General features: G+C 70.1%; 17 protein-coding genes. 14 read left to right on the plus strand and 3 right to left on the minus strand.

The annotated features are described in order from the left end of the window. Positions 1 to 11 precede the first annotated feature (11 nt). Together D9R14_RS15710 and coaA are read left to right on the plus strand one after the other, a co-directional pair. Positions 12 to 338, plus strand: coding sequence for a phosphoribosyl-ATP diphosphatase (locus tag D9R14_RS15710; RefSeq protein ID WP_121624286.1), 327 nt, complete (start codon positions 12 to 14; stop codon positions 336 to 338). A 23-nt stretch (positions 339 to 361) separates the two neighbouring features. Continuing rightward, positions 362 to 1,333 carry a type I pantothenate kinase gene (coaA, locus tag D9R14_RS15715; RefSeq protein ID WP_121624287.1) on the plus strand — a complete coding sequence of 324 codons (972 nt, stop codon included), beginning with the start codon at positions 362 to 364 and terminating at the stop codon, positions 1,331 to 1,333. A 141-nt stretch (positions 1,334 to 1,474) separates the two neighbouring features. Here the strand turns inward: coaA and D9R14_RS15720 are convergent, their stop codons facing one another. After that, positions 1,475 to 1,885: an HIT domain-containing protein gene (locus tag D9R14_RS15720; RefSeq protein ID WP_121624288.1), complete on the minus strand. Its 411-nt coding sequence runs from the start codon at positions 1,883 to 1,885 to the stop codon at positions 1,475 to 1,477. Positions 1,886 to 2,245: 360 nt separating this feature from the next. Between D9R14_RS15720 and D9R14_RS15725 the strand changes: the two genes are divergently transcribed. The 7 genes from D9R14_RS15725 (at position 2,246) to D9R14_RS15755 (ending at position 12,299) form a co-directional block, all read left to right on the plus strand. Continuing rightward, positions 2,246 to 3,505, plus strand: a complete 1,260-nt coding sequence (locus tag D9R14_RS15725) for an aspartate kinase (RefSeq protein ID WP_121624289.1) — start codon at positions 2,246 to 2,248, stop codon at positions 3,503 to 3,505. A 72-nt stretch (positions 3,506 to 3,577) separates the two neighbouring features. Then, positions 3,578 to 5,845: a phosphoenolpyruvate--protein phosphotransferase gene (ptsP, locus tag D9R14_RS15730; protein WP_121624290.1), complete on the plus strand. Its 2,268-nt coding sequence runs from the start codon at positions 3,578 to 3,580 to the stop codon at positions 5,843 to 5,845. 7 nt (positions 5,846 to 5,852) lie between these two features. After that, positions 5,853 to 6,929, plus strand: coding sequence for a peptide chain release factor 1 (gene prfA, locus D9R14_RS15735; RefSeq protein WP_121624291.1), 1,077 nt, complete (start codon positions 5,853 to 5,855; stop codon positions 6,927 to 6,929). A 20-nt stretch (positions 6,930 to 6,949) separates the two neighbouring features. Continuing rightward, complete coding sequence (gene prmC, locus D9R14_RS15740; RefSeq protein ID WP_121624292.1) at positions 6,950 to 7,816, plus strand: peptide chain release factor N(5)-glutamine methyltransferase; 867 nt, start codon at positions 6,950 to 6,952, stop codon at positions 7,814 to 7,816. 568 nt (positions 7,817 to 8,384) lie between these two features. Next, positions 8,385 to 9,392, plus strand: a complete 1,008-nt coding sequence (locus D9R14_RS15745) for a DUF4167 domain-containing protein (protein WP_245420837.1) — start codon at positions 8,385 to 8,387, stop codon at positions 9,390 to 9,392. Positions 9,393 to 9,538: 146 nt separating this feature from the next. Then, entirely contained in the window at positions 9,539 to 10,483 is a 945-nt protein-coding gene (gene nudC / locus D9R14_RS15750; RefSeq protein ID WP_121624294.1) for an NAD(+) diphosphatase, read from the plus strand. Beyond that, the gene (locus D9R14_RS15755; RefSeq protein WP_121624295.1) at positions 10,476 to 12,299 is read left to right on the plus strand and encodes a uracil-xanthine permease family protein; all 1,824 of its coding nucleotides are present in this window, start codon (positions 10,476 to 10,478) and stop codon (positions 12,297 to 12,299) included. The genes nudC and D9R14_RS15755 overlap by 8 nt, the downstream gene beginning before the upstream one ends. Before the next feature lie 21 nt (positions 12,300 to 12,320). Here the strand turns inward: D9R14_RS15755 and D9R14_RS15760 are convergent, their stop codons facing one another. Both D9R14_RS15760 and D9R14_RS15765 read right to left on the minus strand, forming a co-directional pair. Further along, complete coding sequence (locus D9R14_RS15760) at positions 12,321 to 13,181, minus strand: prephenate dehydratase (RefSeq protein WP_121624296.1); 861 nt, start codon at positions 13,179 to 13,181, stop codon at positions 12,321 to 12,323. 55 nt (positions 13,182 to 13,236) lie between these two features. After that, a complete protein-coding gene (locus D9R14_RS15765; protein ID WP_121624297.1) occupies positions 13,237 to 13,992 on the minus strand; it encodes a 3-deoxy-manno-octulosonate cytidylyltransferase in 756 nt (251 codons plus the stop codon). A gap of 232 nt (positions 13,993 to 14,224) precedes the next feature. Between D9R14_RS15765 and D9R14_RS15770 the strand changes: the two genes are divergently transcribed. The 5 genes from D9R14_RS15770 (at position 14,225) to D9R14_RS15790 (ending at position 21,540) form a co-directional block, all read left to right on the plus strand. Then, complete coding sequence (locus D9R14_RS15770) at positions 14,225 to 14,800, plus strand: c-type cytochrome (RefSeq protein WP_121624298.1); 576 nt, start codon at positions 14,225 to 14,227, stop codon at positions 14,798 to 14,800. A gap of 279 nt (positions 14,801 to 15,079) precedes the next feature. After that, complete coding sequence (locus D9R14_RS15775) at positions 15,080 to 17,242, plus strand: extracellular solute-binding protein (protein ID WP_245420838.1); 2,163 nt, start codon at positions 15,080 to 15,082, stop codon at positions 17,240 to 17,242. After that, entirely contained in the window at positions 17,239 to 19,137 is a 1,899-nt protein-coding gene (locus D9R14_RS15780; protein WP_121624300.1) for an extracellular solute-binding protein, read from the plus strand. Before D9R14_RS15775 ends, D9R14_RS15780 begins: the two co-directional genes overlap by 4 nt. 80 nt (positions 19,138 to 19,217) lie before the next feature. Then, entirely contained in the window at positions 19,218 to 20,330 is a 1,113-nt protein-coding gene (locus D9R14_RS15785) for a microcin C ABC transporter permease YejB (protein WP_121624301.1), read from the plus strand. A gap of 1 nt (position 20,331) precedes the next feature. Beyond that, positions 20,332 to 21,540: an ABC transporter permease gene (locus tag D9R14_RS15790; protein WP_121624302.1), complete on the plus strand. Its 1,209-nt coding sequence runs from the start codon at positions 20,332 to 20,334 to the stop codon at positions 21,538 to 21,540. Positions 21,541 to 21,554 lie beyond the last annotated feature (14 nt).

Genomic DNA, 21,554 nt, shown 5'->3' on the forward strand with positions numbered 1-21,554 from the left:
GCGAGGATCGCATGAGCGCGCCCTTCACCCTCGCCGATTTGGAGCGGATCATCGCCGCGCGCGCCGCGGCCGACGCCGGAAGCTCCTACACCCGCTCCCTGCTGGACAAGGGCGTCGCCAAGTGCGCCCAGAAGCTCGGCGAGGAGGCGGTGGAGACGGTGATCGCGGCGCTCAGCGCCCCCGACGAGGGGCTGATCGCCGAAAGCGCCGATCTCATCTACCATCTGCTTGTGGTCCTCGCCGCGCGCGGCGTGACGCTTTCTCAGGTCGAGGCCGAGCTTGCCCGCCGTACCGGGCAATCCGGCCTCGCCGAGAAGGCCGCGCGCAAGCCGGACTGAGACGGGACACGGGCCTCTTCCTCATGGACCAGCGCATGGATCCCGCCCTTTCGCCCTACCGCACCTTCTCCCGCGAGGAATGGGCGGCGCTGCGCCGCGACACGCCGCTCACGCTGCGTCCGGAGGAGATCCAGCGCCTCCAGGGCCTCGGCGTCCACCTCTCCATCAAGGAGGTGGAGGAGATCTACCTGCCGCTCTCGCGGCTGCTCTCGCTCTATGTGGGCGCGACGCAGAAGCTGTTCCGCGCCATGAGCCACTTCCTCGACCAGCGCGAGAACGAGGCCAACGGCGAGGGCAAGGTGCCCTACATCATCGGCGTCGCCGGATCGGTGGCGGTGGGCAAGTCCACCACCGCCCGCGTGCTCCAGGCGCTGCTCGCGCGCTGGCCCAATACGCCGAAGGTGGGTCTCGTGACCACCGACGGCTTCCTCCTGCCCAATGCGGTGCTCGACCGCGAGGGCCTGATGGAGAAGAAGGGCTTTCCCGAGAGCTACGACCTGCCGCTGCTGCTGCGCTTCCTCACCGACATCAAGGCCGGCCGCCGGCCGGTGCGCGCGCCGCTCTACTCGCATTTCTTCTATGACGTGATGCCGGACCAGACGGTAGAGGTGGAGCGGCCCGACATCCTCATCGTCGAGGGGCTGAACGTGCTCCAGACCACCCGCCCGCCCAAGGACGGCAAGGCGATCCCGTTCGTCTCCGACTTCTTCGATTTCTCGGTCTATATCGACGCCGACGAGGACGTGATCGAGCGCTGGTACGTGGAGCGGTTCATGCGGCTCAGGGAGACCGCGTTCAAGGACCCGCTCTCTTACTTCCACCGCTACTCGAAGCTCACCCAGGACGAGGCGAACGCCACCGCCCTCGCCATCTGGCGGCGGACCAATTTGCCGAACCTGGTCGAGAACATCCTGCCCACCCGCCAGCGCGCCGATTTGATCCTGCGCAAGGCCGGCGACCACGAGGTGGCCGAGGTGAGCCTCAGGCGGCTCTGAGAGGCGGTGGCCTCGTCCCGGAATGGGACGCGGGGGCCGGCGCGTTCCGAACGACGGGGGAACGAACCCTGAGCGAATCGCGGCTTCGGCTGGCTTCACCCTTTGTCCCGTCCGGTCGGACAAACGGAACCGCCGCGGCGCTCAGGACGCGAGCGCGGATCGCAGCGTCGCAAGCCGCTCCGCCATCGCCTCCGGCGCCAGGGGCTCGCGCGCTCCGAAGCCGAACACCGGTCCCGGCCAGGCCGGGTCGCCCGGATCGCGGCCCATGACGTGCACATGGAGCTGGCGGACCATGTTGCCCAGCGCTGCCACATTGAGCTTGGCGCAGCCGGAGGCCGCCTTCACCGCCGCGCCGACGGCCGCGATCTCCTCCATCAGGACGGCCCGCTCGGGTGCCGGAATATCGAAAATCTCCATAAGTCCGTCTCGGCGCGGGATCAGCACCAGCCAGACGAAGCGCGCGTCGTCCACGAGGCGGACCTGACACAGGGGAAGCTCGGCCACCACCGGACCGTCGGCCTCAAGGCGCGGATCGAGCTGGAAGGACGTCATGGGCCATGCCTCGGCGTGACGGGAGGGCGGATCACCGGCTTGATCGGCGATCGCGCCCGGCCGATCAAGCCCCGGCCACGGGAGCCCACAGGCGGCGGCGCGACACCCGATTGCGCCGGCCGGGTTGCCCCACGGCCCCGTTGCGGCTAGGAAGCGCGCGAAACGCCGCGCGAACCGTCGAACCCGCGCGGCAGGGCCAAAGGGATGCACCGCTCCGCCAGCACGAGGATCGAGGACACCGGCGCCGCTCGCGGCGCCTTGTCCATGCGCCGGCGAAAATGACGCCCGCGCCGCAGGCGCCCCGCGTCCTTTCCTGAGCAATCCCTTGATTCCCAATTTCAGTAGAGAAAGGCACGAGCCATGGCTCGGCTGGTGATGAAGTTCGGCGGCACCTCGGTCGCCAACCTGGAGCGCATCCGCAACGTGGCGCGCCACGTGAAGCGCGAGGTGGAGGCCGGATACCAGGTGGCGGTGGTGGTCTCGGCCATGTCCGGCAAGACCAACGAGCTGGTGGGCTGGTGCAAGGAGGCCGCGCCGCTCTATGACGCGCGCGAATACGACGCGGTGGTCGCTTCCGGCGAGCAGGTGACGAGCGGACTGCTCGCCATCGCGCTGCAGGAGATGGGCGTTCCGGCCCGCTCCTGGCAGGGCTGGCAGATCCCTATCCTCACGGACGACGCCCACGGCTCGGCCCGCATCCTGGAGATCGACGGCGCGGTGCTCGGCGCCGCGGTGGATAGCGGCGAGGTGGCGGTCATCGCCGGTTTCCAGGGCATGCACGGCGCCTCCGGCCGCATCACCACGCTGGGGCGCGGCGGCTCGGACACGAGCGCGGTGGCGGTGGCGGCGGCGCTGGGCGCCGAGCGGTGCGACATCTATACCGACGTGGACGGCGTCTACACCACCGACCCGCGCGTGGTGCCGAAGGCGCGCCGCCTCGACCGCATCGCGTTCGAGGAGATGCTGGAGATGGCCTCGCTCGGGGCCAAGGTGCTCCAGGTGCGCTCGGTGGAACTTGCCATGGTGCACAATGTGCGCACGTTCGTGCGCTCCAGCCTGGTCGACCCCGGCGCGCCCGAGATGGCGCACGTCGAGACCGCGGGCACGCTCATCTGCGACGAGGAGGAGATCGTGGCAAACCAGATGGAATCGCAGGTGGTCACCGGCATCGCCTTCGCCAAGGACGAGGCCCAGGTCTCCATCCGCCGGGTGGCCGACAAGCCCGGCATCGCCGCCGCCGTGTTCGGCCCGCTGGCCGAGGCCCACATCAATGTGGACATGATCGTCCAGAACGTCTCGGCGGACGGCTTCACCGACATCACCTTCACCGTGCCCTCCGCCGATTTCGAGCGCGCCAAGGCGGTGCTGGAGGGCGCCCGGGCGCAGGTCGGCTACCAGGCGCTCGAAGGGGCGATGGAGGTCACCAAGGTGTCGGTGATCGGCATCGGCATGCGTTCCCATGCCGGCGTCGCGGCCAAGGCGTTCGAGGCGCTGGCGGGCAAGGGCATCAACATCCGGGCCATCACCACGTCCGAGATCAAGATCTCGATCCTGATCGATGCGGCCTATACCGAGCTTGCGGTGCGGACTCTCCATTCGCTATACGGGCTCGATAGCTGAGAGCGGGCAGGCGGGGGCGCGCCGTTCACTGAAATCCCCGCGGGTTCCCCGCCAACCTTGAGGATGCGGCCGATGCGTGGCGCGCTCGGCGGCCCCCGCGTGCTGCTCCGCCGCCTCCGCGAGGTGATGGCGGAGCCGGTCAGCGCGCAGGACCGCCTCGACAAGATCGTTGTGCTCATCGCCGCCAACATGGTCGCGGAGGTGTGCTCGGTCTACGTGCTGCGCGTCGATCAGACCCTGGAGCTGTACGCCACCGAAGGCCTGAACCGGGACGCGGTTCATCTCACCGTCATGCGGGTGGATGAGGGCCTCGTCGGCCACGTGGCGCGCGAGGCCGAATCGCTGGCGCTGTCCGACGCCCAGGGGCATCCCGAGTTCGCCTACCGTCCGGAGACGGGCGAAGAGATCTACAATTCCTTCCTCGGCGTGCCGATCCTGCGCGGCGGCAACACGCTGGGCGTTCTGGTGGTGCAGAACCGGGCGCGCCGCACCTATACGGAAGAGGAGATCGAGGCGCTCCAGACCACCGCCATGGTGCTGGCGGAGATGATCGCCTCGGGCGAGCTCACCGCTTTGGCCAAGCCCGGCGCCGAGCCGGCCATCCGCCGTCCGGTGCACCTGAAGGGCGTGCCGCTCGCCGACGGCCTCGGGCTCGGCTACGTGGTGCTGCACGAGCCGCGCATCAAGGTGACCAACGTCATCGCCGACGACGTGGTGAAGGAGAGCGAGCGGCTCGACGCCGCCATCGGCAAGCTGCGCCACGCCATCGACGCCATGCTGGAGGACGACGGCCTGTCCAAGGCCGGCGAGCACCGCGACATCCTCGAAGCCTACCGCATGTTCGCCCATGACCGGGGCTGGATGCACAGGATGCGCGAGGCCGTGCTCTCGGGCCTCACCGCGGAAGGCGCGGTGGAGCGCGTCCAGTCGGACACCCGCGCCCGCATGATGCGCGCCTCCGACCCCTATCTGCGCGAGCGCCTGCACGACCTCGACGATCTCGCCAACCGCCTGCTGCGCGAGCTGACCGGCCGCGGCCACGGCACCGAGCGCGAGGCGCTGCCCGAGAACGCCATCCTCGTCGCCCGCAACATGAGCCCGGCGGCCCTGCTGGACTATGACCGCGCGCGCATCCGCGGCCTGGTGCTGGAAGAGGGCGGCACCACAAGCCACGTCACCATCGTCGCCCGCGCGCTCGGCATCGCCGCCGTGGGGCAGGTGGAGAACGCGGCCGGCCTCGCCGATCCGGGCGATCCCATGATCGTCGACGGGCAGGCCGGCGAGGTGCATCTGCGCCCGCCCGGCGACGTGGAGGAGGCCTATGCCGAGAAGGTGCGCTACCGCGCCCGCCGGCAGGCCCAGTATGCCGCGCTGCGCACCCGCCCCTCCGTGACCAAGGACGGGGTGCATGTGGACCTGCACCTCAATGCCGGCCTGCTGGTGGACCTGCCCCACATCGCCGAGACCGGCGCCGCGGGCATCGGGCTGTTCAGAACCGAACTCCAGTTCATGATCGCCTCCACCTTCCCGCGCATATCGGAGCAGCTGAAGCTCTATCGCGCGGTCCTGGACGCGGCGGGCGAGCGGCCGGTGACCTTCCGCACCCTGGACATCGGGGGCGACAAGGTGCTGCCCTACATGCGGGCGATCGAGGAGGAGAACCCGGCGCTCGGCTGGCGCGCCATCCGCCTCGGTCTCGACCGTCCCGGCCTGCTGCGCTCCCAGGTGCGCGCGCTGCTGCGCGCCGGCGCCGGGCGCGAGCTGCGGGTGATGTTCCCCATGGTGGCGGCGGTGGAGGAATTCGACCTCGCCCGCGCCATCGTCGAGCGCGAGCTGACCCATCTGCGCCGGCACGGCCACGGCCTGCCCGACCGGGTCTTCGTCGGCGCCATGGTGGAGGTGCCCTCGCTGCTGTTCCAGCTGGACGAGATGCTGGCGCGGGCCGACTTCCTCTCCGTCGGCTCGAACGACCTGGTGCAGTTCCTCTACGCCGCCGACCGCTCCAACATGCGCGTCGCCGACCGGTTCGACCCGCTCTCGGCGCCGGCGCTGCGCGCCTTCCGGATGGTGGCGGAGGCGGGCGCTCGCCATGGCAAGCCCATCACCCTGTGCGGCGAGCTGGCCTCGCGGCCCCTGGAGGCGGTGGCGCTCGCCGCGCTCGGCTATCGCTCGCTCTCGGTCTCCCCGGCCTCCATCGGGCCGGTGAAGGCGACGCTGCTGGAGCTGGACGTGGCTGCGGCGCGCAAGGTGCTGCTGCCTCTGCTCGACGACCGCACCGGCACGGTCGACATCCGCGCCACGCTCAGGGCGTTCGCCCTGGCGAGCGGGCTCGCGCTATAAGCAGCCGATGAACACCCTGCCGCTTGCGAAGCTGGACCAGCTTGTCGCGCGCCATGCCGAGATCGAGGCCATCCTCTCGCAGGGCGCGCAGGGCGACGACATCGCGCGCCTCGGCCGCGAGTTTTCCGACCTCTCCCCGGTGGTGGCGCAGGTCAAGGCGCTGAAGGCCGCCGAGCGCGACCTCGCCGATGCCCGGGAACTGACCGCCGAAGGCGATCCGGACATGCGCGCCCTCGCCGAGGGCGAGGTGGCGCGCCTTGAGGACCGCATCGAGGAGCTGACGCGCGAGGTGCGCCTCGCGCTGCTGCCCAAGGACGCCATGGACGAGCGCGGCATCATCCTGGAGGTGCGCGCCGGCACCGGCGGCGACGAGGCCGCCTTGTTCGCCGGCGACCTCTTCCGCATGTATGCGCGCTATGCCGCCGAGCGCGCATGGAGCGTCGAGGTGCTGTCGGAGAGCGAGGGCACCATGGGCGGCTTCAAGGAGATCGTCGCCGCCGTCCACGGGCGCGGCGCCTATGCCCGCCTCAAGTTCGAGAGCGGCGTGCACCGGGTGCAGCGCGTCCCCGCGACCGAGGCGGGCGGGCGCATCCACACCTCGGCCGCCACCGTCGCGGTGCTGCCGGAGGCGGAGGAGGTGGACCTCGAGGTGGACGAAGGCGACCTCAGGATCGACGTGTTCCGTGCCCAGGGCGCGGGCGGCCAGCACGTCAACAAGACCGAGAGCGCGGTGCGGATCACCCATCTGCCCACCAACACCGTGGTGGTGGTGCAGGACGAGCGCTCCCAGCACCGCAACAAGGCGCGCGCCATGGCGGTGCTGCGCGCCCGCCTGCTGGACGAGGAGCGCCAGCGCCAGGAGGCCGGCCGCGCCGCCGAGCGCAAGGGCCAGGTGGGCTCCGGCGACCGCTCCGAGCGCATCCGCACCTATAATTTCCCGCAGGGGCGGGTGACCGACCACCGCATCAACCTCACCCTATACAGGCTGGAGGAGGTGATCGCCGGCACCGCGCTCGACGAGATCGTCGACGCGCTCGTCACCGAGCACCAGGCGGCCCTTATGGCCGCCGCGGACGAGGCGTGACGCGGAAGGAGCCGCGCGCCATGGGCGCAGACGACGCCATCACCCTCGCCGCGCTCCGGCGCGCCGTGGCGGCCCGCCTGAAGGCGGGCGGAATCGATGCCGCCGACACCGAGGCGCGGCTCATTGTCGGCGCGGCCTCGGGGCTCGATCCCACCGGGCTGCTGGCCCACGGCAGCGAAGCCGCGACGCCGCGCACGCAGGCCGGCGCCGAAGACCTCCTCGCCCGCAGGCTCGCCGGCGAACCGGTCGCGCGGCTCATCGGGCGGCGGGAATTCTGGAGCCTCGACTTCGCGCTTTCCCCCGACACGCTGGTGCCGCGTCCCGATACGGAGACCGTGGTGGAGGCGGCGCTCGCTCTGGTGGCCGACCGCGCCGCCACCCTGCGCGTGCTCGATCTCGGCACCGGTTCCGGCGCCATCCTCGCGGCGCTGCTGACGGAACTGCCGAACGCCTTCGGCATCGGGGTGGACCTCAGCGCCGGTGCCGCCCGCGCCGCTTGCGACAATCTGGCGCGGCTGGGCCTCGCCGACCGTTCGGCGGTGGCCGTCGGGCATTGGGGCGGGGCGCTCAGCGGCGGCTTCGACCTCCTGGTCTCCAATCCGCCGTACATTCCCACCGGTGACCTCGCCGGGCTCGACACCGAAGTGCGTGTTCACGATCCTGCACTTGCCCTCGACGGCGGCCAGGACGGGCTTGACGCCTACCGCGCCATTGCCCGGCAGGCGGGGGGCCTGCTGACGTCGGGCGGTATTTTGGTGGTTGAGCTCGGCATCGGCCAGGAACCGGCCGTGGCACAGCTTCTGCGCGAGGCCGGCCTTACGGTCGCCGGCCCCGCGCGCGCCGACCTCGCCGGCATCCCGCGCGCCCTCGCTGCGCGCAAACCGTGAGCCAGCCCATATTTGGGCGAAATCGGGGCGCGGGCCCCCCGGGAAAAAAACGCTTGGATCGGGCGAGGGAACTGGCTAGTGTCCCTGTCAGGAATCGAGCCGAGGCACCTGCCTAGAGGGGCGGTGCGGGCTTCCGAAATCTCATCGGGGATGTTTCGGACGCCATGGAGGATCGTAGCCGATGGCGCGCGGATGCTGCGCCCGGATAATCTTCTCGCGGAGCGATCGTTTCACCGGGTAAGACGCGCTCCGGCATGAGGCCGTGACGCGGTTTGTCAGATTGCGCGACCGCGCCGGGGAGGCGCGGATCGGGGCTCGATGATCGGACGGATCCTGAACTCTTAAGGGCACTTCACCATGCTCACCGGCGCGGGCGCCATCTGGCGCAGGACCGCGCGCACACCATCCGTGTTTTCGGTTCGGCGCCGCGCGGCCGCGACGCGAACCGACAGGCCTCAAAACCCAAGGCCGCATCGCCCCGAGATTCGCACGCGATCCGGCGCAGGCGGCGAAATGAACGCCGAGCGAGTAGAGAACGATCACGATGAGAAATGGTCAGCAGAAGCGCATGCGCGGCCGTAACAACAATAATAACAACAACCGGCGCGGATCCAATCCGCTCACGCGTGTCTACGAGTCCAACGGGCCCGACGTGAAGGTGCGGGGCACCGCCCACCACATCGCGGAGAAGTACCAGCAGCTTGCGCGCGACGCCCAGTCCTCCGGCGACCCGGTGGCGGCGGAGAACTATCTCCAGCACGCCGAGCACTATCTGCGCCTCATCGCCTCGCTCCAGGGCCAGTTCGGACCCCAGCCCGGCTTCGGCCGCGAGGAGGACGGCGACGACGAGGACATGGACGACGTCTCGGCGCTCGATGCGCCGCAGCCCTTTGCGCAGCGCGGCGGCGACCAGCAGCCCTACCAGCGCGAGGGTCGCGACAATCGCGAAGGCCGTGACAACCGCGAGGGCCGCGACAACCGCGAGGGGCGCGACAACCGCGAAGGGCGCGACAACCGCGAAGGGCGTCAGCCGCGCGAGGGACGCAACGGCTTCCGCCGCAACCGCGACGACGAGGGCGGCGAGGCCTATCAGCCGCGCGAGGCGCGCGACAACCGCGAGCCGCGCGAGAGCCGGGAAGCGCGCGAACCGCGCGAGAACCGGGAAGTCCGTGAGCCGCGCGAGGGACGTGAACCGCGCGAAGCCCGCGAGCCGCGCGAGAACCGGGAATTCCGCAGCCCGCGGCCGCCGCGCGGCGAGGACGACGCGCCCCGCCCGGTGCGCGCGCCCCGCGAGCCGGCCCGTGACGAGGAAGAGCAGATCATCGGCCTGCCCTCCTTCATCACCGGCGGCGCCAGCATCGCCAAGGACGCGCCGAAGGAGCCGGCCAAGGAGCCGGTCGAGCGCGAGGCTGCCCCTGAGGAAGCGGTCGATGCCGGTGACGGCGAGGCCCGTCTCGGCCGCCGCCGCCGTCGCTATCGCTCGCGCGCCGATCGCGCCGAGGGCGGGGAAGAGGGCGGCACCGAGCCGGTGTCCGCCGAAGGCTCCGACGCACAGCAGCCGCTGTTCAACGATTGAGGCGCGGCGCCGGACGGCGCTCTCCTCCCGACACGAAAAGGCCCCGGCGACGGGGCCTTTTCTTTGCGCCGCCGCCCGCCTTGCCTCGCGCCATGAGCCGTGCGACCGTCGCCGTCCCCACCCCTGGAATACCGGCTCCCGTATCCATGTCTCTTGTCCGGTCTGCCGCCCGCCCCGACCTCGGGCCTTGGCCTGCCCTCGGCTATGTGGGAAGCCCGCTCGACCGTGCGGCGCACTTGCGGCCCCAGGGCGACGACCTCGCGCGGGCGCCCGAGGCGCGCGCCTATCTCCTGGGCGGGGAACTGGTGGCCCTCAAGGGCGATGACGAGGACGCGGACCCGCTGTTCAGCGCCGCCGAGGCCGCGGCGTGGGCGCGCGGCGCCCCGATGTTCCTCGGCCTTGAGGATGGCGCCCCGCGCGCCGCCTTCCCGTTCGATCCTGCCCGCCGAGAGGAGATGGAAGCCGCCGGCCTCCTCGTCACCGACCTGCGCTCCATTGCCGTCCGCGGCCTGGTCGGGCCGGAGCATCTCGGCCCCATCGCCTGCGGCAAGGCGCTGCTCGGCTGGCACCGGCGGCACGGCTTCTGCGCCAATTGCGGGGGCGCCACCACCATCATCGAGGGCGGCTGGCGGCGCGACTGCCCCTCCTGCGGGGCCCAGCATTTCCCGCGCACCGACCCGGTGGTCATCATGCTCACGGCGCGGGGCGACGAGTGCCTTCTCGGCCGCCAGCCCCAGTTCGCGCCGGGCATGTGGTCCTGCCTCGCCGGCTTCGTCGAGCCCGGCGAGAGCATCGAGGAGGCGGTGCGGCGCGAGACGCTGGAGGAGGCCGGCATCACCACCGGCCGCGTCACCTACCACACCTGCCAGCCCTGGCCGTTCCCCATGTCGCTGATGATCGGCTGCATGGCCGAGGCGACGTCGCGCGACATCACCATCGATTCGAACGAGCTTGAGGCCGCGCGCTGGTTCGGCAAGGACGAGGTGGCGCAAATGCTCGCGCGCACGCACCCGGACGGGCTGTTCGCACCGCCCCCGGTGGCCATCGCGCACCACCTCATCCGCGCCTTCCTGGAGGGTGCGCGTGCCTGACGCGCATCAGGCAGACGCGGCCGGCAGCCGCCACCCGCGCGGACAGCAGCGCCGACCATTCGTCCGGCGCCTCGTTGCCCTGGTGTTCGATGATCCCGGCGCCGGCCCGCGCATCCACCGGCGCCCGGCGAGCCTCGTCTATGGGCTGAACGACAAGGTTCCGGTGCCCTCGCTGGTGCCGCTGGCGCTCCAGCACGCCATGCTGGCGCTCACCTTCCTGATCTATCCGGTGCTTGCCGCCACCGAGGCCGGGCTCTCGGCGCGCGAGACCTCGGCGATGCTCTCCGCCTGCGCCATGTCCATGGGGCTCGCCACCATCCTGCAGTGCGCGCGCACGCGCTTCGGCTCGGGCTATCTGGCGGTCCATATCCCCTCTCCGGGCGCCATTCCTCTGGCCGTGCAGGCGCTCTCTCTGGGCGGCATGGGCCTGCTGGCCGCCACCACCTTCCTGGTCGGGGTGTGCCAGCTCGGCATGGCCCGCCTGGTGCGGCCGCTGCGCGTGCTGCTGCCGCCGGAGGTGTGCGGCGTCGCCGTCACCATGCTCGGGGTCTCGCTCGCCGGGCCGGCTCTGCGGCGCGCGCTCGGCATGGAGGGGGCGGCGGTGACGCCGTCGGAGAACGCGCTGCTGGTGAGCCTCACCACCCTGTGCCTGATCGTCGGCGTGGCGGTGTTCATGCCGAAGCGGGTGAAGCTGTTCGCGGTGTTCGTGGGTGCCTGCGCCGGCTGGGCGCTCGCCGGCGCGCTCGGCGCCGCGCCGGCGGGCTCGGCCGACCGCATCGCGGCCGCCGCCTGGATGGCGCTGCCGGAGGTCCACCTGCCCGCGCTGCGGCTCGACGCCTCGCTGTTTCCCCTGGTCGCGCTGCTGGTGGTGATGAACCTCGTGGACGTGCTCTCGGTGACGGTGTCGCTGGAGAAGATGAACGACGCCGACTGGCGCCGGGCCGACATGCGCGCGGCCCAGCGCGCGGTGACCGCCTGCGGCATCGGCAACATGCTGAACGGCCTGTCCTCCGGCTTCCAGGCGGGGCTGTCCTCCTCCTCGGTGGGCCTCGCCTTCGCCACCCAGGCCACGGCGCGGGTGATCGGCATCGTGGCCGGCGGCCTGATCTTTGCCACCGCCTTCTTCCCCAAGGCGATCGTCGCCCTGACCCTGATCCCCTCGCCGGTGATCGGCGGCATCCTGCTCTACACCTCGGCCTATCTGGTGGTGGCGGGCATGGACCTCATCACGTCGCGCCGCCTGTCGGAACGGCGCGTGTTCGTGGTGGGGCTCTCGGTGCTGGCGGGCCTGTCCATCGTGTTCCTGCCTCTGCGCGACCAGTTGCCGGACGTGCTGAAGCCGCTGTTCTCCACGCCGCTCACGGTGGGGGCGTGCTCAGCCATCGCGCTGAACCTCTTGTTCCGCATCGGCATCGCCAAGGACGCGGCCCTGCGCCTCGATCCGAGCGCCGGCGCGTTCGTGGCGATGCGGGACTTCCTCGAACGCCAGGGGGACCTGTGGGGTGCGCGGCGCGACGTGGTGGCCGCCGCCATTCCCATCGCCGCCCAGGCGCTGGAAATTATCGCCGATTCCGGCATCGGCGGCAGCGAAGTGGAGGTGCGCGCCCGCTTCGACGAGACCCATCTCGACGTCGAGGTGCTCTATGAGGGCGAGGTGATGGAGGCGCCGAAGGAGCGCCCCTCGCCCGAGGCGCTGTTCGGCGACGCCAAGGAGGTGGCCGCGTTCGGCGCCTACATGCTGAAGCAGCTGGGCGAGCACGTGAAGTTCGGGCGGGCGGGCGATCGCGCCCGCATCACCCTTCGCTTCGATCACTGAGCGGCTGAGCGGCCGACGGCCTCAGAACGCCTCGTCGCCGGCGGTCAGCCCGGCGCGGAACGGGCTCGCCGCATAGACGCCGAGGATGCGCATCTCGCGCGAGAAGAAGGCCAGTTCCTCCAGCGCCAGCTTCACCGAACGATCGTCCGGGTGGCCGTCCACGTCGGCATAGAACTGGGTCGCCGTGAAGTGCCCGTCCATCTGGTAGGATTCGAGCTTGGTCATGTTCACGCCGTTGGTGGCGAAGCCGCCCAGCGCCTTGTAGAGCGCGGCCGGCACGTTGCGCACCCGGAACACGAAGGTGGTCACCACCGGGCCGTTGCCCGACGGCGCCCATTCCCCTTCGCGCGAAAGGATGACGAAGCGGGTGGTGTTGTGCGCCTCGTCCTCGATGTTCTCGGCCAGGATGTCCAGGCCGTAGATCTCCGCCGCAAGGCGCGAGGCGATGGCGGCGCGGGCGGGGTCGGCGGCCTCGGCGATCTCGCGCGCCGAGCCGGCGGTGTCGGCGCCGATCACCGGGGTGAGCTTCAATTCCCGGATCGCCCGGCGGCACTGGCCGAGCGCCATCACGTGGCTCTGCACGCTCTTGAGGGTGGCGAGGCTCGCCCCCCTGACCGCCATGAGCTGGTGCGAGAGCGGCAGGAAGAACTCGCCGATGATGTTGAGCGAGGAATGCGGCATCAGGTGATGGATGTCGGCGACCCGGCCCGCCACCGAGTTCTCGATCGGGATCATGGCGAGGTCCGCCGTTCCGTTCTCCACCAGCGCGAACGCGTCCTCGAACGTGGCGCAGGGCACCACCTCGTGGTCGGGAAACGCCTCGCGGCAGGCGATGTGGGAGTTGGCTCCCGGCTCGCCCTGGAAGGTGATGCGGCGGCTCATGACGTCTGGTCCTCGTAACACGCTGACGATCGGCGCGCCGGGGCGCGGCAGCGCCTTATCCTCCCGCCGCCGCCTCCTGTGCAAGCAGGAGACGCGCGCGCTCCAGATGCTCGGGCGTGTCGACGCCGAGCGGCACCGCCTCCACCACCGCCACGTCGATGCGCATGCCGGCCTCCAGCGCGCGCAGCTGCTCCAGCTTCTCGCGCCGCTCCAGCGGCGAGGGCGGCAGCGCCACGAAGCGCGCCAGCGCGGCCCGGCGATAGGCGTAGAGGCCGATGTGATGGTAGAGCGGCCCCGCGCCGAACGGCGCCGTGGCGCGGGTGAAATAGAGCGCGCGCAGCAGGCCGTCCGCGCCGGGCGAGCCCACCACCTTCACCACGTTGGGGTCGGTGCGCTCCTCGTCCCGCGCGATTTCGGCGGCGAGGGTCGCGATGTCCACGGCGGGGTCCGCCAAAGGGATGAGCGCGCTGCGGATGGTCTGCGGCGCGATGGTGGGCAGGTCGCCCTGGACGTTGACGACGATCTCCACCTCGCCGGCGGGATCGAGCCGCCCGAGCGCCTCGAAGATGCGGTCGGAGCCCGAGGGGTGGTCGGCGCGGGTCATCACCGCCTCGAAGCCGGCGGCACGCACCGCCGCGGCGATCTCGTCCGCGTCGGTGGCCACCGCCACCCGGCCGATGCCGGCTGCGACCGCACGCCGCGCCACCTCGACGATCATGGGCCGCCCGCCCACGTCCGCCAACGGCTTGCCCGGCAGGCGGCTCGCCGCCATCCGCGCGGGAATGAGCACCAGGACGCGGGGCGGCAGCATGGCTTCGAGCCTCTTGGAAGCGCGCGGAAAAGCCGCGCGGAAAGCGGCATTGGGGCGCGCCTTATACGGGTTGCGCCCTCCCGGTCAAAGTGCTTAGTGTCCCAGCCGGTGCGTGGAAAGGGCTGCGCGCCGGCTTAACGATATGCCATGCGGCATGCCGCGCCACCGGGCGGCGGCGGGTCCGCGCGATCACCCGGCCTCGACGCGGCCGGCACCGAGGGGCGAAGCGCCGATGGACAGTTTTGAATTGAACAAGATCGCAGGTGCGGTTCTGGGAACGCTGACGCTGACCCTCGGCCTCGGCATCGTCTCAGAGATCCTGTTCACGCCGCATGCGCCCGCGAAGCCCGGCTTCGACATCGTGGTCAATGAAAGCCCCGGCGCCGCCGAGGCGCCCAAGGCGGCGGCCATTCCGATCGAGCAGCTGTTCGCCACCGCTTCGGTGGAAAAGGGCGCGAACGTCGCCAAGAAGTGCGCCGCCTGCCACAATTTCGCGGAAGGCGCCGGCGCCAAGGTCGGCCCGGATCTCTATGGCATCGTCGACCGGCCGGTGGCAGGCGTCGCGGGCTTCGCCTATTCGGCCGCGATGAAGGCCCATGGCGGCAACTGGACGCCCCAGGCGCTCAACACGTTCCTGACCAATCCCAAGGCCGACATCCCCGGCACCGCCATGGCGTTCGCCGGCATCGCCAAGGAAACCGAGCGGGCGGACCTCATCGCCTATCTGAACTCGCTCTCGCACAGCCCCAAGCCGCTGCCGACCGCCGCCGCCGCGCCGGCCGCCGCTCCCGAGACCAAGCCCAACTGACACGGCGCGGCCGCCGGGCAGGGTTCCGGCGGCGCCAGCGGGCCGAACGGCGCCGCTTTCACGCAGTTGTCACTTTCAGGCAGAGTGCGGGCCGGCCCCCTGGGGACCGGCCTTTTTCTTGGCTTTGCGCCGGCTGGCGATGATCCGGCCGGCCGGATCATCGCCCTTCCCCGGTGCCGCGGCCGGCAAACCTTGCCAAGACGTCATGTTTCCGCCGTCGCCGCAGACGTCATAATCGGCTATCCCGGTCCTTCCCTGAGGACTCCCGCGGAGTTGCCGATGCCCGTTCTGCCCGATCGCCTGTCCCGACCGGCACTGACATCCCTCCTGGCGGCCGCTGCCCTCGCCGTGGCGTGCGCGGTGGGGCCTGCGGGAGACGCTTGGGCGCAGCAGGAGCCGGCGTCGGCGGCCCAGGCCCCGCAGGCGGAGACCGGGACGGCACCGAAGACGGAGGCAGCGCCCCAGACGACGGACGCCGAACCGAAGACCGAGAGCGCCCCGAATGCGGCGCCCGGTGCCGAGGTCGCTCCCACAGCCGCTCCCGTCCCCGCCGCCCCCGCGCCGACGTTCCGCCATGCGGTCTCGCTGATGGGCACGCCGAAGTATCCGGCCGGCTTCGCGCATTTCGACTACGTCAATCCGCAGGCGCCCAAGGGCGGCCAGGTGCGCCTCGCCGAGGACGGCACGTTCGACAGTTTCAACATCATCGTCCCGCGCGGCACGCCGGCGGCGGGCATGGGCTACATCTACGACACGCTCATGGCCTCCTCTTCCGACGAGGTGGCGAGCGAGTACGGGCTGATCGCCGACGGCGTCGCCTTTCCCGACGACTTCTCCTCTGTCACCTACCGCATCAATCCAAGCGCGCGCTGGCACGACGGCACGCCGATCACGCCCGACGACGTGCTGTTCTCGTTCGAGGCGCTGACCAAGAACAATCCCAGCCAGCGCTTCTACTACAGCCACGTCAGCAAGGCCGAGAAGACCGGCGACCGGGAGGTGACCTTCACCTTCGACCAGGCGGGCAACCGCGAACTGCCGCAGATCGTCGGCCAGCTCATGGTCCTGCCGAAGCACTGGTGGACCGGCACGGATGCCAACGGCAAGCCGCGCGACATCGCCCAGGGCACGCTCGAACCGCCGCTCGGCTCCGGCGCCTACAAGATCAAGTCCTTCGCCCCCGGCCGCACCATCACGTACGAGCGGGTGAAGGACTATTGGGCCCAGAAGCTGAACGTCAACGTGGGCAAGAACAACATCGACGAAATCCGCTATGAATATTTCCGGGACGACACCGTGATGTTGGAGGCCTTCAAGGCCGACCAGTACGACTTCCGCCAGGAAAGCTCGGCCAAGAACTGGGCCACCGCCTATGACTTTCCCGCCGTGCGCGACGGCCGCGTGGTGCTGGAGAAGTTCGAGGAGCGCGCCCGCGGCGTGATGCAGGCCTTCATCCCGAACCTGCGCCGCGACAAGTTCAAGGACCCGCGGGTGCGCCGCGCCCTAAACTACGCGCTCGACTTCGAGGGCATGAACCGGACCTTGTTCTTCGACCAGTATATCCGCGTGAACTCGTTCTTCTCCGGCACCGAGCTCGCCTCCTCCGGCCTGCCGCAGGGCCGCGAGCTGGACATCCTCAACAGCGTGAAGGACAAGCTGCCGCCGGAGGTTTTCACCACGCCCTACACCAATCCCGTCAACGACGGCGACGAGGCGCGGCGCAACAACCTGCGCGAGGCGGTGCGGCTGCTCAAGGAGGCCGGCTGGAGCGTGCGCGACGAGGTGGACCCCGAGAACCCGCCGGGCTTCTTCGAGCGCGTCCTGATCTTCGTCGGCGCGTCGCGGCCCGTGACCCACAAGGTGCTACGCAACGCGGCGGGCGAGCCCTTCACGCTCGAAATCCTGCTCCAGAGCCCGGCCATGGAGCGCGTCGCGGTGTTCTACCAGCCGGCGCTGCAGCGGCTCGGCATCAAGGTGAGCATCCGCCTCGTGGATTCCTCGCAATACATCAACCGCATCCGCGCCCGCGACTTCGACATGATCGTCGCCGGCTGGGGCCAGTCGCTCTCGCCGGGCAACGAGCAGCGCTCGTTCTTCGGCTCGGAAAGTGCCGACCGCGAGGGCTCGCAGAACTATGCCGGCATCAAGAACCCCGCCGTCGACGCGCTGATCGACAAGGTGATCTACGCCACCGACCGCGAGGACCTCCTCGCCGCCACCCGCGCCCTCGACCGGGCGCTGCTGTGGAACGAGTACGTCATCCCGGCCTGGACGCTGAACTACAGCCGCACCGCGCGCTGGAACCGCTTCGGGCACCCCACCCCGCTGCCGACCTATTCCTTCGCCTTCCCCGAGGTCTGGTGGTTCGATCCGGCGCTCGGCGCCAAGGCGGCCGCCAAGCCCTCGGCCACGCCCTCCGCCACGCCGGGAGCCGCCCAATGAGCCTCAGCCGCCGCGCGCTGCTCCGCCTGTCCGCCCTCGGTGCCGCCCCGCTGCTGCTGCCCGGCGCGGCGCGGGCCCAGGCCGCGAGCGAGGGTGCGGCAAGCGCGGCCGCGGAGGGCGGCGCCAGCGCGAAGGCGGTGGAGCGGCACGGCCTTTCGTTCTTCGGCGACCTGAAATATCCCGCCGACTTCAAGCATTTCGCCTATGTGAACCCGGATGCGCCGAAGGGCGGGCCGTTCTCCCAGATCGGCTCTACCTTCATGTACAATCAGGCGCCGAACACCTTCGACACGCTGAACCCCTACAACCAGCGCGGCAACGGCGCCCAGGGCATCGAGCTGATCTATGACAGCCTGCTCACCGCCGCAGGCGACGAGAAGAGCGCGATGTATCCGCGCCTCGCCAGCTCCGTGGCGATCGAGGACGACGGGCTCACCTACCGCTTCCGCCTGAACCCGAAGGCCCGCTTCCACGACGGCTCGCCGCTCGCCGCGGACGACGTGGTGGCCACCTTCGCCGCCATGAAGGCCGACGCCTACGAGACCATCCGCATGGCGCTGCGCGACGTGACCGCCGTGGAAGCGGACGGCCCGCATACGGTGGTGATGCGCTTCAAGCCCGGGCGGGCGCGCGACGTGCCGCTCACGGCGGCCGGCCTGCCGATCTTCTCCAAGGCCTTCCTCGCCACCCATCCGTTCAACCAGTCCTCGCTCGATCTGCCGCTGGGCTCCGGACCCTATCGGCTGATGCGCTTCGAACAGGGCCGGTTCCTGGAATACGAGCGCGTCGCCGACTATTGGGGCCGCGACCTGCCCGCCCTGCGGGGACGCTACAATTTCGGCACCGTGCGCTACGAATATTTCCGCGACCGCAATGCCGGCATGGAAGGCTTCAAGGCCCGCGCCTACCTGTTCCGCGAGGAGTTCACTGCCCGCGAATGGGCCACCGCCTACGACTTCCCCGCGGTGCGCGAGGGCAAGGTGAAGGTGGAGACCATGCCCGACGACACGTTCTCGGGCGTGCAGGGCTGGTTCCTCAACACGCGGCGCACCAAGTTCCACGACCGCCGGGTGCGCGAGGCGGTGAACCTGCTGTTCGACTTCGAGTGGACTGGCAAGAACGTGATGTACGACGCCTACAAGCGCACGGTCTCCTACTTCCAGAATTCGCCCATGATGGCGCAGGGGGTGCCCTCGCCCGCCGAACTGAAGGTGCTGGAGCCGTTCCGCGACAAGGTGCCGGAGGAGGTGTTCGGCGAGCCGTGGGTGCCGCCGGTGTCCGACGGCTCGGGCGAGGACCGCAACCTGCGCCGCCAGGCCGCCCAGCTCCTGAAGGAGGCGGGCTACACCATCCAGCAGGGCCGCCTGGTGGACCAGAAGGGCGAGGTGCTCGCCATCGAGTTCCTCGACAACGAGGGCGCCATGGAGCGCCACCATGCGCGCTTCATCGCCCACCTCAAGAAGGCCGGCATCGAAGCCACCTACCGCGTGGTGGATGCGGCGCAATACCAGCTCAGGCTCCAGAACTTCGACTTCGACGTGGTGGTGAAGCGCTATTCCATGGCGCCCTATCCCGGCGACGAGCTGCGCGCCTACTTCTCCACCGAGGCGGCCCGCGCCCGCGGCTCCTACAACCTCGCCGGCATCGCCGACCCGGTGGTGGACGCGCTCATCTCGCGCGCGCTGGCGGCGGAGAATGCCGACGACCTCGTCATCACCTGCCGCTGCCTCGACCGGGTGCTGCGCTCGGGCCGCTACTGGATCCCGCAATGGCATTCGGCGGTCCACCGCATCGCCTTCTGGGACGTGTTCGAGCGTCCGCCGGCGAAGCCAGCCTTCGAGCGCGGGGTCATCGACACCTGGTGGAGCCGCACGCCGGACGCGAAGGCCGGATGAGCGCCGTGCGGGAGCGGCGCGGAAACGGTTGACGCCGGCGTCGGCCGCGGCCACCGTCGCGCATCGGATCGGGAGAGGGAATGCTCGCTTACATCATCCGCCGCATCGCGCTCATGGTGCCGACCATCCTCGGCATCATGCTGGTCTCCTTCGTGGTGGTGCAGTTCGCGCCGGGGGGCCCGGTAGAGCGGGTGATCGCCCAGCTCACCGGGGACGACGTCTCCGCCACCCAGCGCGTGTCCGGCGGCGGCGGCGACTTCGCCGGGCGCACCGCCGCCCCGGGCGCGGGCGCCTCTGACGCGCTCTCCTCCAAGTATCGCGGCGCCCAGGGCCTCGACCCGGCCTTCATCAAGGAGCTGGAGGCGCAGTTCGGCTTCGACAAGCCGGCGCACGAGCGCTTCCTGAAGATGATCACCAGCTACGCCACGTTCGACTTCGGGCGCTCCTATTTCCGCGACATCTCGGTGATCGACCTCATCATCGAGAAGCTGCCCGTCTCCATCTCCCTCGGACTGTGGATGACGCTCATCACCTATGCCATCTCGATCCCGCTCGGCATTGCCAAGGCCATGCGCGACGGCTCGCGCTTCGACGTGTGGACCTCGGCCATCGTGATCGTGGGCTACGCCATCCCGTCCTTCCTGTTCGCCATCCTGCTGATCGTCCTGTTCGCCGGCGGCTCCTTCTTCGACCTGTTCCCGCTCAGGGGCCTCACCTCGGAGAATTTCTGGCAGATGAGCTGGCCCGAGCGCATCGCCGACTATCTGTGGCACCTGGCGCTGCCGCTCATCGCCATGGCCACCGGCGCATTCGCCACCATGACGCTGCTCACCAAGAACTCGTTCATGGAGGAGATCCGCAAGCAGTACGTGATGACCGCGCGCATGAAGGGGCTGACCGAGAGCCGCGTGCTCTATGGCCACGTGTTCCGCAACGCGATGCTGATCGTCATCGCCGGCTTCCCGGCGGCCTTCGTGTCCGCCTTCTTCGCCGGCGCGCTGCTGATCGAGACCATCTTCTCGCTCGACGGGCTCGGACTACTCGGCTTCGAGAGCGTGCTCAACCGCGACTATCCCGTGGTGTTCGCCACCCTCTACATGTTCTCGCTCGCCGGCCTGGTGGTGGGGCTGATCTCCGACCTCACCTACATGCTGGTGGACCCGCGCATCGACTTCGAGACGCGGGAGGTCTGACATGGATGCCGTGCCCGTCCTCCAGCCCGGTGAACCGACGGACGTTCCCGCCGCCCGCGACCAGCCCCACGGGGCGCTCCAGCCGCCCGGCGCGGAGCGCCGGCGCGGGCGCTTCTCGCTGTCCCCGCTCAACCGGCGGCGGCTCACCATCTTCCGCCAGTCCGGGCGGGGCTACTGGTCGTTCGTCCTCTTCATGGTGCTGTTCGTCGGCAGCCTGTTCGCCGAGTTCATCGCCAACGACAAGCCGATCCTCGTCTCCTATGACGGGGCCTATTACTTCCCGGTGGTGAAGTCCTATCCGGAGACCGCCTTCGGCGGCGACTTCGAGACCGAGGCGGACTACCGCGATCCCTACCTCAAGAAGCTGATCGCCGAGAAGGGCGGCTGGATGGTCTGGCCGCTCATCCGCTATTCCTATTCCACCCACAATCTCGACCTTCCCACCCCGGCCCCCTCGCCGCCCACCTGGATGCTCACCGAGGCGCAGTGCAAGGCGGTGGCGGAGAAGAAGGGCGTGAACGGCTGCGCCGGGCTCGAATGGAACTGGCTCGGCACCGACGACCAGGGCCGCGACGTGGTGGCCCGCCTGATCTATGGCTTCCGCATCTCGGTGCTGTTCGGGCTCGCGCTCACCATCGTCTCGTCGGTGATCGGCGTCATGGCGGGGGCGGTGCAGGGCTATTTCGGCGGCTGGGTGGACCTGATCTTCCAGCGCGTGATCGAGATCTGGACCGCCATCCCCTCGCTCTATCTGCTGCTCATCATCTCCTCGGTGCTGGTGCCGGGCTTCTGGGTGCTGCTCGGCATCCTGCTCCTGTTCTCCTGGGTGTCGCTGGTGGGGCTGGTGCGCGCCGAGTTCCTGCGGGTGCGCAATTTCGAGTACGTGCAGGCGGCCCGCGCGCTCGGCGTGTCGAACCTCACCATCATGACGCGGCACCTCCTGCCCAACGCCATGGTGGCGACGCTCACCATGCTGCCCTTCATCCTATCCTCGTCGGTGATGACGCTGACGGCGCTCGACTTCCTCGGCTTCGGCCTGCCGCCGGGCTCGCCCTCGCTGGGCGAGTTGCTGTCGCAGGGCAAGAACAACATCCAGGCCCCCTGGCTCGGCCTCGCCGGCTTCTTCACCGTGGCGATCATGCTGAGCCTGCTCATCTTCGTCGGCGAAGCCGTCCGCGACGCCTTCGACCCGCGCAAGACCTTCGGGTGAGGACGGGGTGTGGT

It is taken from the genome of Xanthobacter tagetidis (genome assembly GCF_003667445.1).
GTDB classification, from domain to species: Bacteria; Pseudomonadota; Alphaproteobacteria; order Rhizobiales; family Xanthobacteraceae; genus Xanthobacter; species Xanthobacter tagetidis.